The following is a 14091-nucleotide window of genomic DNA, read 5'->3' as shown; positions in this document are numbered from 1 at the left end:
TCTCTCCTCCTCGTCATTGCGAGCGCGTGAAAGCCAGCGATATCCTACCCCGGCCCCGGCATGGCCCCTGCGAACTGCGGATAGCATTCGCGCAGCTCCTCGCGGATCCGGCGCCGGATCAAGGCGAGTGTCGCCTCGTCCGGCGACGGCGTCGTGACCTCACATTGCTCGTTGTCGTACGCGAAGCCCGTGGTGCCGCGAATGTCGCGCCAATCATATCCCGGATGGATGCTCTCGAGGCGAAAGCGTCCCGCCTCGCGCTCGAAGGAAAACAACGCCGCGTTGGTCAGCAGCGCGTGCGGGCCGCCGCGCCGGTAGACCGTCTCGTCCGTGACCCCGGGCGCAGACACAAAATCGACGCGCTCCACCAGGGACCGCAGGCTGTGCTCCTCGCGGAACAGGATGACGCGCGACACCAGAAAATACAGATAGGCCGAGCCGAACGAGCCGGGCCATCGGACCGGATTGTTCGGATAGTCGCCGGTGCCGACGAGATTGACGTTGCCCCGGCCGTCGATCTGGCCGCCGCCAAGAAAGAACGCGTCGAGCCGCCCCTGCGCGGCGCAATCGAACAGCTCTTCGGCACCGCCGGTGAAGGCATTGTGCTTGACCGAGCCGAGGATCGAGACCTGCAGGCGTTCCAGTCCGTCACGCTCGTTGAGCGCACGCAGCAGCATGGCTCCCGCCGCGGGCATCGGCGAGGATTGACCAACCGCAACATGCCGCACCCCCTTCAGCAGCCGCGAGATCGTATAGATCATCAACTCACGGCTGGTGCACGGCTCGCTCATGCCGCGCTCCCCGAACCCTGGATGTAGGCCTGGAAGCCTTCCGGCGAGCGGGCCGCGCGCGCGTACTTCTCGACCTCCTGCCCGTCCCTGGGATATTCGGCGTAGAGCCCAGTCGGCCACCCCCCGTTCTTCAGCTCTGCCACCGCGCTGACGTAGATCGCCGGCAGGACGCCCGCGGCCATCTTCTCGTCGTCGAGCAGCGAGACCTCGGAAATGCGCTCGACGGTCACGAAGGCCTGCTTCGACGCGTGCGCCAGCAACATCACCTCGCGCCGGCGCCCCAGCCGGACGTTGCCGAACCGGTCCGCTTCGGGCGCGTGAAACAAGGCGATGTCGGGCCGAATCGCCGAGACCGCCACGATCTTCTCGCCGTCGTCGAACGGATTGGAGATCAGCTTCCAATCGTCCCGTTTCTTCAGGACGTCACTGCCGATGATGCCGCGGATCGGCATGAACGGAACGCCCTTCTCGGCGGCCGTCAGGCCTGCGAACACCGCGGGACAGGTCGCGTCGCGAAGGCGAATCGATCCGTCGCGGACGGCCCGGCTGAAACATGGCGCGCCGCCCGCCTCGCCGAGACTGACCGCGCTCGTCTCCAGCGTCGCCACGGCACCGGCACCGATGAGCATGTCGACCTGCATGCCGCCGATCGGCGCACAGACCACGTGCAGATCGCGGATGCCGCGCTCGATCAGCATCCGAACCAATCCCGGGGCCGCAGCGTAGTCGTCCGGTGCCAGGCCGAGCTTGCACCCAGAAGGTATCATCTCCGCCATCTGCTGCGGCGTTACGAAATCCGTCATGTCTCCACCTCTCCCTTCGCTTCCCAGGAGGCCGATCGAACAGGATCGACTTCCGGCTTCGCCCGCGGCACCTGAGCCGCGCAGCCCCCGATCGTGAACGTGCGGACTCGGTCAGCCGCGCCCCATGCCGTAGAATTCCGCGTTCGGACGCATGCTGGTGACGTTGGCAAGCCGGTTGGAGAGGCCGAAGAAGGCCGTGATCGCGGCAATGTCCCAGACGTCCTCTTCCGTGAACCCGTGCGATTTCAGCGTGGCGAAATCGGATTCGGAAACCTTGTAGGCCTCGGTCGAGACGCGGACGGCGAAGTCGAGCATCGCCTTCTGCCGATCGGTAATGTCCGCCTTGCGGTAATTGACCGCGACCTGATCGGCGATCAACGGATCCTTGGCGCGGATGCGCAGGATCGCGCCATGCGCGATGACGCAATATTGGCATTGATTGAGGTTGCTGGTCGCAACCACGATCATTTCCCGCTCGGCCTTGGTGAGGTTGCCCGGCTTGTCCATGAGCGCGTCGTGGTAGGCGAAGAAGGCGCGAAACTCGTCCGGTCGGTGCGCGAGCACCAGAAAGACGTTCGGAATGAAGCCGGACTTCTCCTGGACGGCCAGGATACGGGCCCGAATGTCGTCCGGCATGTTGGCAAGATCAGGGACAGGAAAGCGACTGATGGCGGGTGCCTGGGTCATGGCCTGAATATCCTTGGGCTCTTCTATGGGACTCCCCTCGCCTTCTTTGTCCTTGGGCCCGGTCATTGCAAGAAATCCACGGGGTGAATGCGTCGAGCGCGTCGGGGCGTCGTTCCTCGCAATCAATGCCCGCTTCGATGTCGCAAAGCAATGCGGGTTGCTGTAGACCAGCCCCGCGCGCCGGTGGCGGTCTGCTCAGGATCGGGTGGGGCAGTATCCGGGTTCGTCGAGGCCTGTGCCGCGCACGCGGTCTTCATACCGAGGGCCTGCCAGCGGCGAGCGTCTCGACGGACGGCCGCAAGCCAAAACCCGCTCCGAAATACGATAGCCCTGCCCGCTCGCGCGGGACTAGCAGGTCTTCTGCTGCAAATGCTGGACGCAGGTGCAGGTGGTCGATGTCGGATAAGTCGTGGAATACTTCACGTCGTAATAAGGCGGGCTGGAGGAGCCGCCGGGACCGTTGGTCGAGCAGCGCGGAAACAGGTAATAGCTGTCGGACAGCTTGACGGTGCCCGCGATGGTGAAACCGAGATTGGGCGTGTAGTCGTAGGACACTTCGCTCAGGATGAGCGAGATGTTGGCGTTGGTGGTGCCGCCCGGTGCTGTAAAGGACGACAAGGTCATGGCGGTCCCCGGCGTTCTCGCCCCCGACGCGCTGGTCGACTTGCTCCATTGTACCGTTGCGTTGCCGCTGCTGTCGGTCGAGACTTCCGAGACGGTAATCGTCATCAAGGAGGTGCTGCCATTCTTGATGGGATACGGCGCCATGATGGCGGTCGCAGCCGCGAGGATACCGTCCATTTGGCTTGGGCTAACGGACGTGTTCTGCGTGATCATGTCGGCAACACTGTGCGCGGTCGCGCTGACCTTGACGTTCATGGAGAGCGCGGTGCCGAGCTCGACGCCGCCGATGTAGAGCAACAGCATGAACGGCGTCACGATGGCGAACTCGGTCGCTGCAACGGCGCGGACATCGGTCAACAGGTGACGGGCGCGGGACGACAGGGCGGAGATCATCGGGTGGCTCATGGCTCGTTCTGGAACGCGGCGGACGACATGATCAGCCGGTTGCCGTTGCTGAGGTTCGACAGGTTGAAACCGAGCGGACCGAGGACGACCGGCCACTCGTACATGATGCGGAGCACGACGATATCGCCGGGCTGGCCCGGGTTGAATTGCCAGACGTTGGAGACCTTGCCCGAGCCGTCGTAGGTCAGGGTCGGCATCGCCGTGTTCGCGGAGGTCCACGAGGTCGCGACTTGCATGTCGACCATCATGCCGCTGCATTTGAACAGGATCAGGATCTGGTCGCAGACCTTCTGCTTGAAGACGGCCTGGGTCATGTTCGCGGACTGGACCTGCCCGGTCATGACGAGGCGCGCCGACTGCCGCACGATGGATTCGAGCGTCTGCTGGGCGAAGAAGACCAGAAAGGTCTGGATCAGCGCGATGACGAGGGCCAGGAACGGCGCGGCGACGAGCGCGAACTCGACCGCCGTGGCGCCCCTGCTATCCCGCGCGAAACCGGCGCAGCGATCGCGGCGTCTCCTCATTGTGGCGGGGGATCCGGACATGGCCTCTTCCTACTGCACGAGGCTGGCCGTGCTGGACGCAACCTTGATGAACAGGTCCGTCAGTGCCTTGCTGATGTCGCCACCATTCTGAACGTTTGCGTACAGGCCCGGCGACGCGCAGGATTTCAACCGTTGTGCGATCGTGCCCGTCGACGAGGTCGGGTTGTTGAACTGCGCGATACGGCCGTTATACCAGCCGTCGCTCGGCAGTTGCAGATACTCGGTGTAGAGGACCGCGATACGGATGTTCCGACTCTTGATGGTATCGCATACGGCGGTGTTGAGCGGTTGCTGGCATCGCAAAGTCGAGGTGTTGGCCTGCGGAAGCGGATAGGTGGCACTGGGATCGCAGCTGCCCCCCGTCTTCGGAATCAGCTTGTCCTCGACGCCGTCGGTGACAAGGAAAACCACTTCCTGCGGCGTGCCGGCCGCGGTACCGTCGCCGGGATTGGGCATGATGGCATTGAGGTCCGTCAGCCCCTTCGAGATGTCGGTGCCGTAGTCGGTCGTGTAGATGCAGGCGCCCTTGCTGTCGAGAACGGGGCAGTTCTGATGGTCGACCTTCAGGAGCTGAATGTTGCCGATCTTCGTGCCGGCGGTGGTCGGGGTGGTCAGCATCTGGATCGTATTCAAGGCGTAGTCGAAGGTGTAGATGGCGGCCTTGTAGGTCGTGTTGTTGATCGCCGACATGCACTGCATGACGCCGCCCGTGGTGCCCGACTGCGGACAGGTCCACGGCCCGACCATCAATTGCTTGACGGCGTTGGTCACGAGATCGATCCGCAACGTGATGTTGTTCGCACGCGCGACCGTGAGATTGTCCTTGTTCGTCGTGCTGGGATTTGCGTTGTTGGGATGCGCCTCGTGGCAGGCGAATGCGCAATTCTTCGCGTAAGTGGGCTGGTTCTTCGTGGCGAGAACCATGTTGTCGATGTCTTTCTGGGTGGCCGCCAGCGCCATCGACGGCGAATCGTCCAGCAACAGGTAGAAATTCATGTTGGGGGCGCTGGACGCCTGCGCCGTCGCCGCCCCCGCCACCTTCCAGGTCTGCTTGCCGAGCACGCCGGGGAAATTGTTGACCGATTCCGCAGCGTAGGACACCGTGATGGTCCGCGACAGACCGACATCCGTGACCGTGACCGTCGGCGTCGGCACGGCGGCGAGCCCGGGAAGTTTCGCCTTCGCAGCGAAGACGGCAGCCGCCGTGTTCCGGATGGTGGCCTCGTCGGTCTGCGTCAGCATCGCGGGCCGCACGGCTGCGATCGCGGCCGCATCGGCGGCTGCGTTCAGCTGCTCGCGCTTGCGCAAGGCCAGCGTGTAGTCGAGGGTCATGCCCAGGAGAAAGATGATAGGAACCATCGTCAGCGCGAAGATGATGGCGACGTTGGCCTTCCGGTCTGTCGCGAAACAGAGCATTGCGCGGCGGAGCATGTCGTTCATCCTGGCTGCCGTCGTTGCGGCAGCGGTCTTTTCCCTGAAATCGCCGGACGAGGCTGCCGGGTATCGATCCCGGCGCTCGCCCATCACAGGCGGGATATGACGACGGCTCTCTTAATCAACGCTTACGGGCAATCCGCAAACAGCAGCCGAAGCGGACCGGGATGTCTCATATCGAGAAGGCATCATTAATGTCGCTTGAATCCGGTCGCAGACATTGGCGCTAAACCCTAAGCATCGCCCCGTAGAAATACCGGAGGTGCCGGCCGGCGGAGCGCCGCGGTCGCCCGGTGCGGCGCGGATCAAACGGAAAATCCGAAGACGACCCCATGCCGCCTGCGCAAGCCTGCCCGTCTGGCCCCCCCGGTGAGAGACATTTTGCCGTTAGACTCCACGGCGCAAACGTGGACAATGCTCTGACGCACGCCGCGTGCGCAGTGCACATCAAGATGCGCCAGGGGAAACAAATGCCGGTTGCCGGTCCGTCGTCCGAACCCATCATTCCAACCGTTCCGCTCACCGTCCCATTGCGCGATTCGCTGCGCGCGATCGTGGGTGAGAAAGGCCTTATCGAGGACGCGCACGGCAAGCAGCCGTACGTGACGGATTGGCGGGGATTGCTGGCTGGAAGCGCCGGCGCCGTGGTTCGCCCCGGCAGCACCGAGGAAGTCGCGGCGGTGGTCAGGCTCTGCCACGAGCATGGGATCGCGATCGTCCCACAGGGTGGAAACACCGGCCTGATGGGCGGCGCCACGCCCTGGCCGGCGCACACCGGCATCGTGCTGTCGCTTGGCCGCATGAACCGCGTGCTGGACATCGATGCCACCGGATACACCATGACGGTCGAGGCCGGCTGCGTGCTGCAGACCCTGCAGGAGACCGCAAGCCGGCACGACCGGTTCCTGCCCCTCAGCCTCGGCGCCCAGGGCTCGTGCATGATCGGCGGCAATCTGTCGACCAACGCCGGCGGCGTGCAGGTGCTCCGCTATGGCAATGCCCGCAATCTCGTGCTGGGTCTCGAGGTCGTGCTGCCGAGCGGCGAGGTCTGGAACGGCTTGCGCGCGCTCAAGAAGGACAATACGGGCTACGACCTCAAGCACCTCTTCATGGGCGCCGAAGGAACGCTCGGCATCATCACCAAGGCCGTGCTCAAGCTGTGGCCGGCGCCGAAGGACGTCTGCACGGCGTGGCTGGCGATTCGGGATCCGCGCGCGGCGCTGGAGATCCTGTCGGAGGCCCACAGCGCATCCGAGGACAATGTCGGCTCCTGCGAGCTGATGAGCCGCGCCGCCGTCGACATGGTGCTTCGCAACATTCCCGGCACGCAGGATCCGCTCAAGGCGGACACGCCATGGTACCTGCTGCTGGAATGGTCGTCCGCGCGGGCGCGGCAGGACGGGACCGCCGGCATCGCCGAAAAGATGGAGCAGTTTCTCGCCGATCAACTCGAGGCCGGACGCGTGATCGACGCGGTCGTCGCCCAGACCGGACAGCAATCGCACAACATGTGGCGCATCAGGGAAAGCGTCGCCGAGGCCTCGCGCGCCGAGGGGCCTGGGCTGAGCTACGACATCTCGGTGGCGATCTCCCGGATTCCGGAGTTCATCGATCTCGGGCTCAAGGCCGTGCTCGACATTCTCCCGACCATCCGGCCCTATCCTTTGGGGCACATCGGCGACGGCAATCTGCATTTCTCGTTCATGGCGCCGGTGGGCATGGACCAACAGACGCTGACACAATACAAGGCCGCCATCACGCGGACGGTGAACGACCTCATCACCTCCATGGACGGCTCGATCTCGGCCGAGCACGGCATCGGCATCGACAAGCTGGACGAGCTCAGCCACTACCGTTCCAAGACCGAGCTCGACATCATGCGCACCATCAAGCGCGCGCTCGATCCGCAAAACATCATGAATCCCGGCAAGGTGCTGCGGCTGGGATGAACGCCGCGCACCTTCGCCATCGTCTCAGCCGTGTGGATTGACGACTGTGTAGCCCCGCAGCGAGCGCGCGTGGATTCGCGTGGCGCGCCCGCCGGAATTGGCGTCGTACGCCATCCACGTGTCGCCGCCGAGATGCTGCTCCAGCACGAAGACATGCCCGCGGCGCGCCGCGACCATTCCCGGCGCCGGCGCCGCGCGCGGAAAGCGCAGCCAGTTGGACGCGAGATTCAACTCCGGCACGACGCGGCCGAACACGCGCAAGGACGCGCCGCAGCCGCAGAAGGACGACGGGCAGCCGGCCGGGCGGCCCCCGACGACGCGCTCGCCGGAGACGCTGATCGTCGTGGCGGCGTTGCCGGCATCGGTCGCGGTCATTTGCATCGAGCGATAGGCCTGCAATGAAGCCTTCGGCAATGAAGCTCTCTGGATTGAAACCCCGCGAGCCCGCTCGCGACGCACCTGCGAGTGCGAGAAATCGCAGGGCATGGTGACGTTGCATTCGGGCGCTTGGAGGATGCGATAGGGCCGCGCCTCGGCAGCGGCTGACATGGCCATAACGACGACGCACGCAGAAACAACTTGCTTGATCATTGCAGGACTCTTGGTTGGAGGGTCCTGCCCCGCTGCGGAGAAACCAATATTGGTTTGTCCGAAATGGGCCCAAAGGGCGGCAGAAAAAGCCTTTTACTTACGCCCTTTAACTTAGGTTATGTTCATATCGCGCCAAAGCCGCGCATGCGCATGCACTCAACCGGGCTGCATGATCGCAGCCGCGATCTTCTCCGCCGACATCAACACCGGAAAATTGGTGTTGGCGCACGGCACCACCGGGAAGATCGAGGCGTCGACGACGCGCAGGCCCTGGATGCCCTTGACGCGGCCCTGGTTGTCGACCACCGCCATCGGGTCGTCCGCGCGGCCCATGCGGCATGAACAGGAGGCGTGCCAGACGCCGATGGTGGCCTTGCGCACGAAGGCCTCCAGCGCATCATCGTCATTCATGACCTGATCGAAGGTGAAGCCTTCGACCACGAAATTGTCGATCATGTAATGGCGCAGCGCCGCCGGACCGTCCATCAGGGCTGCGGCAATCGCGGTGAGGATCTTGTTCTTGGTGTTGACCACGCCGATCTTGCGCACCTTGTCGGTGTAGGCGGCCGGAAACGGCTTGTCCGTCACCTTCCTGACGACGTCGCTCATCTGGATCGCCGCCATCTTGCGAAAGCCGCTCATCAGGCGATCGAGATCGCGCCGATCGGACAACAGGTTGAACTCGACGATCGGCTCGGCGGAGGGATCGCGCGAGGCGAGCTTGACCTGTCCGGTCTCCGAATAGGTCTTGTTGACGAAGGTCAGCAGCGAGCCGATCTGCTCACCAACCGCGTGCCAGGCCGACTTGGAGAGCAGGACGACGAACATGTCGCCCTTCGGCACACCGGCAAGACCCGAGGAGTAGCGCAGGCCCAGCTGCATGTGGCGCCTGGTATGCTCGTTCATGCGCGCACCGCGGCGAACGAAGGAGGACAGCGAGATCGAGGGATGATCCATCAGGCGCTGGCCGACGCCCGGCAGGCCCATCAGCACGGGAATGCCCAAGTCCTTGAGGTGTCCGACCGGCCCGATGCCGGCACGCAGCAGATGCGCCGGCGAATGGATGGCGCCGCTGGAGAGGATGATCTCGCGTCCGCGGAATTCCTGCTCGCGTCCGTCGACGACGGCCTTCACGCCGACGCATTGCGTGCCTTCGAACAATAGCTCGCGCACCTGGGTATTGGTGGAGATGGTGAGATTGGCGCGCTTGCGGGTATCGCGATCGAGATAGCCCATCGCGGCCGAGACGCGCTGCTCGGCCTGGTTGGAGTGCGTCACCGGGAAAAAGCCGTCGACGAACTCGCCGTTCTGATCCGGCAGAAACTGATGGCCGGCCTGCTGGAAGGCTTCGGCGAATGCCTGGGAGTGCCTGGTCCAGTGCTCCCTGGGGATGCGGCGAACCGGGATCTTGCCATCCTTGCCGTGATAGGGACCGTCGAAATCGAGGTCGCGCTCGACCTTCTTGAAGAAGGGCAGCACCTCGTTCCACGTCCATCCTTCGGCGCCGCGCGCGTCCCATTCATCGTAATCGGTCGGTGCGCCGCGATTGGCCATCTGGCCATTGATCGAGGAGCCGCCGCCGAGCACGCGCGCCTGCTCGTATTTGCGCAAGGGAGGCCGCGCCTCGTTCGGATTGTTGTGGCTGACGACCTGGGTCGTAACCTTGAGCTCGGTCCAGTGGAAGCGCGGATCGAAATAGGCGGTGCCCGGATAGCTGTCCCGAATTTCAGCCGGCTCGTTGCCGGGCGGCGTGTCCTGTCCGGCCTCGCACAGCAGGACCCTGTTGGCGCTTCTGGCCGAGAGCCGGTGCGCCAGCACGGACCCTGCCGAGCCGCCGCCGACGATGATGAAGTCGTACACGATTGGCGTTTCCTGTTGTTCTTGTTGGGCGAGCTTAGCCCGTTATTGTTTTGCTGTGGAAGTGGCTTGGATCTGTCGGTGCCGCACCTCGTGTCCCGGACGCGCCGCAACGCTTCGTGCGTTGCGGCGCCGAGCCGGAACCCAGGGGGCTCCGAGTTCGCGGTGAAATGGGCCCCGGCTCTGCAGCGCACCGCTGAAGGAGCGGCGCGCTGCGTCCGGGGCACGAGGATCATGTCCTGGCACGAGGATGCTACGGCCGGATCGAAAAATTTTCCGGCGGCCCCGGCTTACGCAGCGGCTCGGCGAGGCGCGCGAACTCGCACAGCAGCGATCGCGTCTTGCGGGGGTCTATGATCTCCTCGACCCAGAATTTCTCGGCCGAGCGGAACGGCGAGCGCAGCTTGTTGAGGCGCTGCTGGATCTCCTCCAGCTTCGCCGCCTTGTCCTCGGCCGCATCGATGTCGGCGCGATAGGCGGCCTCGATGCCGCCTTCGAGCGGCAGCGAGCCCCAATAGGCCGACGGCCAGGCGTAGCGGATCGAGAAGCGGTCGGCCGGCTGATGCACGACACCGGCGACGCCGAAGGCGTTGCGCAGGATCACGGTGCACCAGGGCACCGTGGTCTGGTTCACCGCGGCCATCGCGCGGACGCCGTGGCGGATGGTCGCCGCCTTCTCGGCATCAAGGCCGATCATGAAGCCGGGGCAGTCCATGAGGTAGACGATCGGCAGGTGGAAGGTCTCGGCGAAGTCGACCCAGCGCACCACCTTCTGGCAGGCATCCGCCGTCCAGGACCCGCCATAGTGGAAGCTGTCGCTGGCCAGCACCATCACCGCCCTGCCCTCGAGCCGCGCGAGGCCGACGATGATGGGCTTGCCGAAATTCCTGGCGACCTCGAAGAACGAGCCCCGGTCGACGACGGATTCGATGATCGGCCGGATCTTGTAGACCTGCTTGCGGTTGCGCGGCACCGCGTTCATCAGCGCTTCGTCGCTGCGCTCCGGATTGTCGGTGCAGGGCAAGGTCGGCGGCAGCTCGTAGACCGATGACGGCAGGTAGGACAGGAAACGCCGCGCGCAGGCGAACGCCTCCTCCTCGGTGTCGACGGCATGATCGATTGCGCCGGCGCGGGTCTGGATGTCGGCGCCTCCGAGTTCCTCCTTCGAGAGGTCCTGCCCCAGCGCCTTCACCACCGGCGGCCCCGCGACGAACATCGCGGACTTCCGCGTCATGATGGAATAGTGGCTGGCGGCAAGGCGCGCGGCTCCGAGGCCCGCCACCGAGCCGAGGCCGAGCGCGACGACCGGCACGCGCGACAGGTTCTCCGTCGTGAAGCGGTACCAGCGCGTGCCGCCGATGCCGCCCGGCAGGTTGGCCGCGCCCTTGGTCTCGATGGTCTTGACCGAGCCGCCGCCGCCGGAGCCTTCGATGATGCGGACGATGGGCAGGCGCAAGTCGTGCGCCATCTCCTCAGCCATCAACGGCTTTGCCGAGATCGACGCATCAGCCGAACCGCCGCGGACCGTGAAATCGTCGCCGACCACGACCAATGTGCGCCCGTCGACCCGAGCGCGGCCGAACACGCAGTTGGCCGGCGTCAATTTCTGCAGTTCGCCGCCGGCATCGTACTCGCCGATGCCGGAGACGGCGCCGATCTCGTGAAAGCTGCCTTTGTCGGTCAGCTTGTCGATGCGCTCCCGAACAGTCAGCCGGCCCTGGTCATGCTGTCGCTTGACCTTGTCAACGCCGCCCATCTCCCGCGCGAAGGCTTCGCGCCGGGCGAGCTCGTCGAGTTCCGGCTTCCAGTTCATTCACTCCCTCCGAATGGATCGGCTTGTTATTGTTGTGCAGGGCCATTGCGACCGGCTTGCGCGGGATTCGGTTGTTGAAGACGTCACCTTCGGCGCCCTCGAGCAGGCCGCCGAGCGAACGACCGAGCTCGAGCATCAATGGCGCGACCTCGGCATGCAGCCGCTCCTCGTCATACATCGCCGAAAGCAGGCCGATCGTAATGACCACGAAGGTCTGGTACTGCGGCGACCATATCGGCAGCGCGAGACCGTTGATGTGCGGGCTCCACAGGCCGCAGGCCACGACATAGCCGCGCTCGCGCAGCATCTGCCGGTTCGCTTCGATGCGCGGCTTCAGGATCTTCGCCGCCTCGGGAGCCTCCCGCTCCATCTCCGCGATGAAGGCATCGCCGAGCTCCGGCGCCAGCGCCGCGGTGTAGGCCGCGCCGGCGGCGGTGGAGGCCATCGCGATGCGGCTGCCCGTGCCTTCGTGCAGGCCGAGTGCGGTCGCCGAGCGCGCGAACAGGAGATAGACGAGATGGAAGCGATCCGGAACGACGAAGCCGACCGTGCCCGGCAATTGCTCGGCGACTTCCTGCAGCCGCTGGCGAATCATGCTGCGCAGCTGCGCGCCCTTCATCATCGTGGCGCTCATCGCGACCGCGCTCGGGCCGATGCGATATTTCTGATCGCGCGGCAGATAGACCAGTTGTCCCATCCGCGTCAGCGTGTGCGTAAGCCGCGACACCGTCGAGCGCGGCAGGCCGCAGCGATTTGAAATCTCGAGATTGCCGAGCCTCGCCTCATGGCCTTCGAAGCATCGCAACACGTCGAACGCGCGCGAGACCACCTGGATGACATCTCCCTCGCCGGCATCGCCAGCGAGTGCGCCTTGCCTACTCAACCGCTCCGATCGTCGTCCCATGTTCCCTACCGTGTGTTCCGCTCTGCGGAATTAAATTCCACTTGCAGACGACGCTACCTCAGGCATTTTGCGACGACAACAAAAAGGCGATGGCATGCCAGAAATTAAGATCGTCACCGAGATCGCGGGACGCGTCTGCGCAACTCCCGTGCAAGTTGGAGGAACCGTCGCGGATGGCGATGACGTTGTGGTGGTCGAAGCCATGAAGATGGAGATACCGGTCTCTTCGCCCGCAAGCGGCACGATCACGTCTCTGCTGGTGAAGCTCGACGACGTCGTCGCGGAGGGTCAGGCGATCGCGATTGTCGCGTACTGAGTGTTCTGTTTCGGAGTCTTGCGCGACATTCTGTCAGCCTCCTTCCCGCATGCGAGCTACGGCGTTGCCATCGCTCGATCGCGGTGACATGATCTGTTGCAAACAAAACGTTGTTTCAAACAAAGAAAGAAATCTTCGCGACAAAGCGAGGATGATGGGAGGGAAACATGCTTCGTAGGCTGCTCGTGCTCGCGCCTGCCTTGGTGGCAGGCATTTCTTTTGCGTCTACACGCTACTCGTTCGCCGAAGACCTCAAGCTGCCGGCGACATTGGCCTTCACCGCCTATGACACCGGCACCGCCGGCTTCAACATCGCGGTCGGCGTCGGCAAGATGATGAAGGACAAGTACGGCACCGACGTGCGCGTGCTCCCCGCGGGCAACGACGTCGCCCGCCTTGCGCCGCTGCGCGCCAAGCGCGCCGTGTCATCGGCGATGGGATCTGGAACCTATTTCGCGCAGGAAGGCGTGTTCGAGTTCGGCGCGAAGGAATGGGGACCGCAGCCGCTGCAGATCCTGCTCTCGTCGGTCGACTGCAATTGCGGCTCGCTCGGCGTTGCCGCCGACACCGGCGTGAAGGAGCTGAAAGACCTCAGAGGCAAGCGCGTCGGCTTCGTGGTCGGCTCGCCGGCACTGAACCAGAACTCGCTCGCGGTGCTGGCCTTCGCCGGTCTGACCCAGAAGGACGTCAAGGTCGTCGAGTTCGCGAGCTACGGCGCGATGTGGAAAGGCCTGATCAACAACGACGTCGATGCCGCCTTCGGCACTACCATCACCGGCCCTGCCAAGGAAGCCGAGACCTCGCCGCGCGGCCTGATCTGGCCGCCGCTTCCCGCCAAGGACAAGGAAGGCTGGGCGCGGATGCAGAAGGTCGGCTCGTTCTTCTTCCCGCAGGTCGCGACCTGCGGCGCCGGCATCACGCCGCAGAAGCCGGTCGAGCTCGGCAATTACCCCTACCCGATCTTCGTGGCCTACGCCTCGCAGCCGGCCGACCAGGTCTATGCGATGACCAAGGCCATGATCGTCAACTACGACGCCTACAAGGATTCCGCCCCCGGCGCCGGCGGTCTTGCCGCCGATCGCCAGACCAAGAACTGGGTGGTGCCGGTGCATCCCGGCGCGGTGAAGGCGCTGAAGGAGGCCGGGCAATGGAGCGATGCGCAGGAGGCGCACAACAACAAGCTGATCAAGCGCCAAGAGGTGCTCGGCGCGGCATGGGCCGATTACGGCAAGTCCAATCCGCCGGCGGATGACAAGGCGTTTCTCGACGGCTGGATGAAGGCCCGCGCGGCGGCGCTCGCGAAGGCGGATATGCCGAACGGGTTCGAGGAATAGAGGGAGGCGTTATTGGACTCGATCGTCGTCACGCGATA

At 64.5% G+C, this 14091-nt stretch carries 13 protein-coding genes; 3 read left to right on the top strand and 10 right to left on the bottom strand.

Annotated elements, in window-relative coordinates:
- Window positions 1-44 precede the first annotated feature (44 nt).
- From K410_RS0115775 to K410_RS0115750, 6 genes are all read right to left on the bottom strand, one after another.
- Window positions 45-791, bottom strand: coding sequence for a CoA-transferase (locus K410_RS0115775; protein ID WP_028135790.1), 747 nt, complete (start codon window positions 789-791; stop codon window positions 45-47).
- A complete protein-coding gene (locus K410_RS0115770; RefSeq protein ID WP_028135789.1) occupies window positions 788-1594 on the bottom strand; it encodes a CoA transferase subunit A in 807 nt (268 codons plus the stop codon). The genes K410_RS0115775 and K410_RS0115770 overlap by 4 nt, the downstream gene beginning before the upstream one ends.
- Before the next feature lie 111 nt (window positions 1595-1705).
- Window positions 1706-2281: a peroxidase-related enzyme gene (locus K410_RS0115765; RefSeq protein WP_028135788.1), complete on the bottom strand. Its 576-nt coding sequence runs from the start codon at window positions 2279-2281 to the stop codon at window positions 1706-1708.
- A gap of 348 nt (window positions 2282-2629) precedes the next feature.
- Window positions 2630-3298: a TadE/TadG family type IV pilus assembly protein gene (locus K410_RS0115760; RefSeq protein WP_028135787.1), complete on the bottom strand. Its 669-nt coding sequence runs from the start codon at window positions 3296-3298 to the stop codon at window positions 2630-2632.
- Window positions 3299-3306: 8 nt separating this feature from the next.
- Window positions 3307-3834, bottom strand: a complete 528-nt coding sequence (locus K410_RS0115755; protein ID WP_080672163.1) for a TadE/TadG family type IV pilus assembly protein — start codon at window positions 3832-3834, stop codon at window positions 3307-3309.
- 30 nt (window positions 3835-3864) lie between these two features.
- Entirely contained in the window at window positions 3865-5286 is a 1422-nt protein-coding gene (locus K410_RS0115750; RefSeq protein WP_028135785.1) for a TadE/TadG family type IV pilus assembly protein, read from the bottom strand.
- Window positions 5287-5759: 473 nt separating this feature from the next.
- On the opposite strand from K410_RS0115750, the gene K410_RS0115745 reads away from it, so the two are divergent.
- On the top strand, window positions 5760-7238 hold the full coding sequence (locus K410_RS0115745; protein ID WP_028135784.1) for an FAD-binding oxidoreductase: 1479 nt from the start codon (window positions 5760-5762) through the stop codon (window positions 7236-7238).
- A gap of 24 nt (window positions 7239-7262) precedes the next feature.
- Here K410_RS0115745 and K410_RS0115740 read toward each other — a convergent pair whose 3' ends face one another.
- From K410_RS0115740 to K410_RS0115725, 4 genes are all read right to left on the bottom strand, one after another.
- Window positions 7263-7652, bottom strand: a complete 390-nt coding sequence (locus K410_RS0115740; protein WP_349509798.1) for a hypothetical protein — start codon at window positions 7650-7652, stop codon at window positions 7263-7265.
- A gap of 333 nt (window positions 7653-7985) precedes the next feature.
- A complete protein-coding gene (locus K410_RS0115735) occupies window positions 7986-9689 on the bottom strand; it encodes a GMC family oxidoreductase (protein WP_028135782.1) in 1704 nt (567 codons plus the stop codon).
- 250 nt (window positions 9690-9939) lie between these two features.
- Window positions 9940-11499 carry an acyl-CoA carboxylase subunit beta gene (locus K410_RS0115730; RefSeq protein WP_028135781.1) on the bottom strand — a complete coding sequence of 520 codons (1560 nt, stop codon included), beginning with the start codon at window positions 11497-11499 and terminating at the stop codon, window positions 9940-9942.
- Window positions 11429-12403, bottom strand: coding sequence for an IclR family transcriptional regulator (locus tag K410_RS0115725; RefSeq protein WP_028135780.1), 975 nt, complete (start codon window positions 12401-12403; stop codon window positions 11429-11431). The genes K410_RS0115730 and K410_RS0115725 overlap by 71 nt, the downstream gene beginning before the upstream one ends.
- A 94-nt stretch (window positions 12404-12497) precedes the next feature.
- Between K410_RS0115725 and K410_RS0115720 the strand changes: the two genes are divergently transcribed.
- Both K410_RS0115720 and K410_RS0115715 read left to right on the top strand, forming a co-directional pair.
- Window positions 12498-12719, top strand: a complete 222-nt coding sequence (locus K410_RS0115720) for an acyl-CoA carboxylase biotin carboxyl carrier protein subunit (protein ID WP_028135779.1) — start codon at window positions 12498-12500, stop codon at window positions 12717-12719.
- A 167-nt stretch (window positions 12720-12886) separates the two neighbouring features.
- The gene (locus K410_RS0115715; protein WP_028135778.1) at window positions 12887-14053 is read left to right on the top strand and encodes a TAXI family TRAP transporter solute-binding subunit; all 1167 of its coding nucleotides are present in this window, start codon (window positions 12887-12889) and stop codon (window positions 14051-14053) included.
- The last annotated feature ends 38 nt before the right edge of the window (window positions 14054-14091 follow it).

Source organism: Bradyrhizobium sp. 22 (assembly GCF_000482425.1).
Taxonomy (GTDB): domain Bacteria; phylum Pseudomonadota; class Alphaproteobacteria; order Rhizobiales; family Xanthobacteraceae; genus Bradyrhizobium; species Bradyrhizobium japonicum_B.
This window is presented reverse-complemented; position numbering and strand designations above follow the sequence as displayed.

Coding starts and splice junctions, on each gene's coding strand:
- K410_RS0115745 (WP_028135784.1), top strand. CDS start 5,760: ATGCCGGTTGCCGGTCCGTCGTCCGAACCCATCATTCCAACCGTTCCG.
- K410_RS0115765 (WP_028135788.1), bottom strand. CDS start 2,281: ATGACCCAGGCACCCGCCATCAGTCGCTTTCCTGTCCCTGATCTTGCC.
- K410_RS0115725 (WP_028135780.1), bottom strand. CDS start 12,403: ATGGGACGACGATCGGAGCGGTTGAGTAGGCAAGGCGCACTCGCTGGC.
- K410_RS0115730 (WP_028135781.1), bottom strand. CDS start 11,499: ATGAACTGGAAGCCGGAACTCGACGAGCTCGCCCGGCGCGAAGCCTTC.
- K410_RS0115750 (WP_028135785.1), bottom strand. CDS start 5,286: ATGCTCCGCCGCGCAATGCTCTGTTTCGCGACAGACCGGAAGGCCAAC.
- K410_RS0115755 (WP_080672163.1), bottom strand. CDS start 3,834: ATGAGGAGACGCCGCGATCGCTGCGCCGGTTTCGCGCGGGATAGCAGG.
- K410_RS0115760 (WP_028135787.1), bottom strand. CDS start 3,298: ATGATCTCCGCCCTGTCGTCCCGCGCCCGTCACCTGTTGACCGATGTC.
- K410_RS0115775 (WP_028135790.1), bottom strand. CDS start 791: ATGAGCGAGCCGTGCACCAGCCGTGAGTTGATGATCTATACGATCTCG.
- K410_RS0115720 (WP_028135779.1), top strand. CDS start 12,498: ATGCCAGAAATTAAGATCGTCACCGAGATCGCGGGACGCGTCTGCGCA.
- K410_RS0115715 (WP_028135778.1), top strand. CDS start 12,887: ATGCTTCGTAGGCTGCTCGTGCTCGCGCCTGCCTTGGTGGCAGGCATT.
- K410_RS0115770 (WP_028135789.1), bottom strand. CDS start 1,594: ATGACGGATTTCGTAACGCCGCAGCAGATGGCGGAGATGATACCTTCT.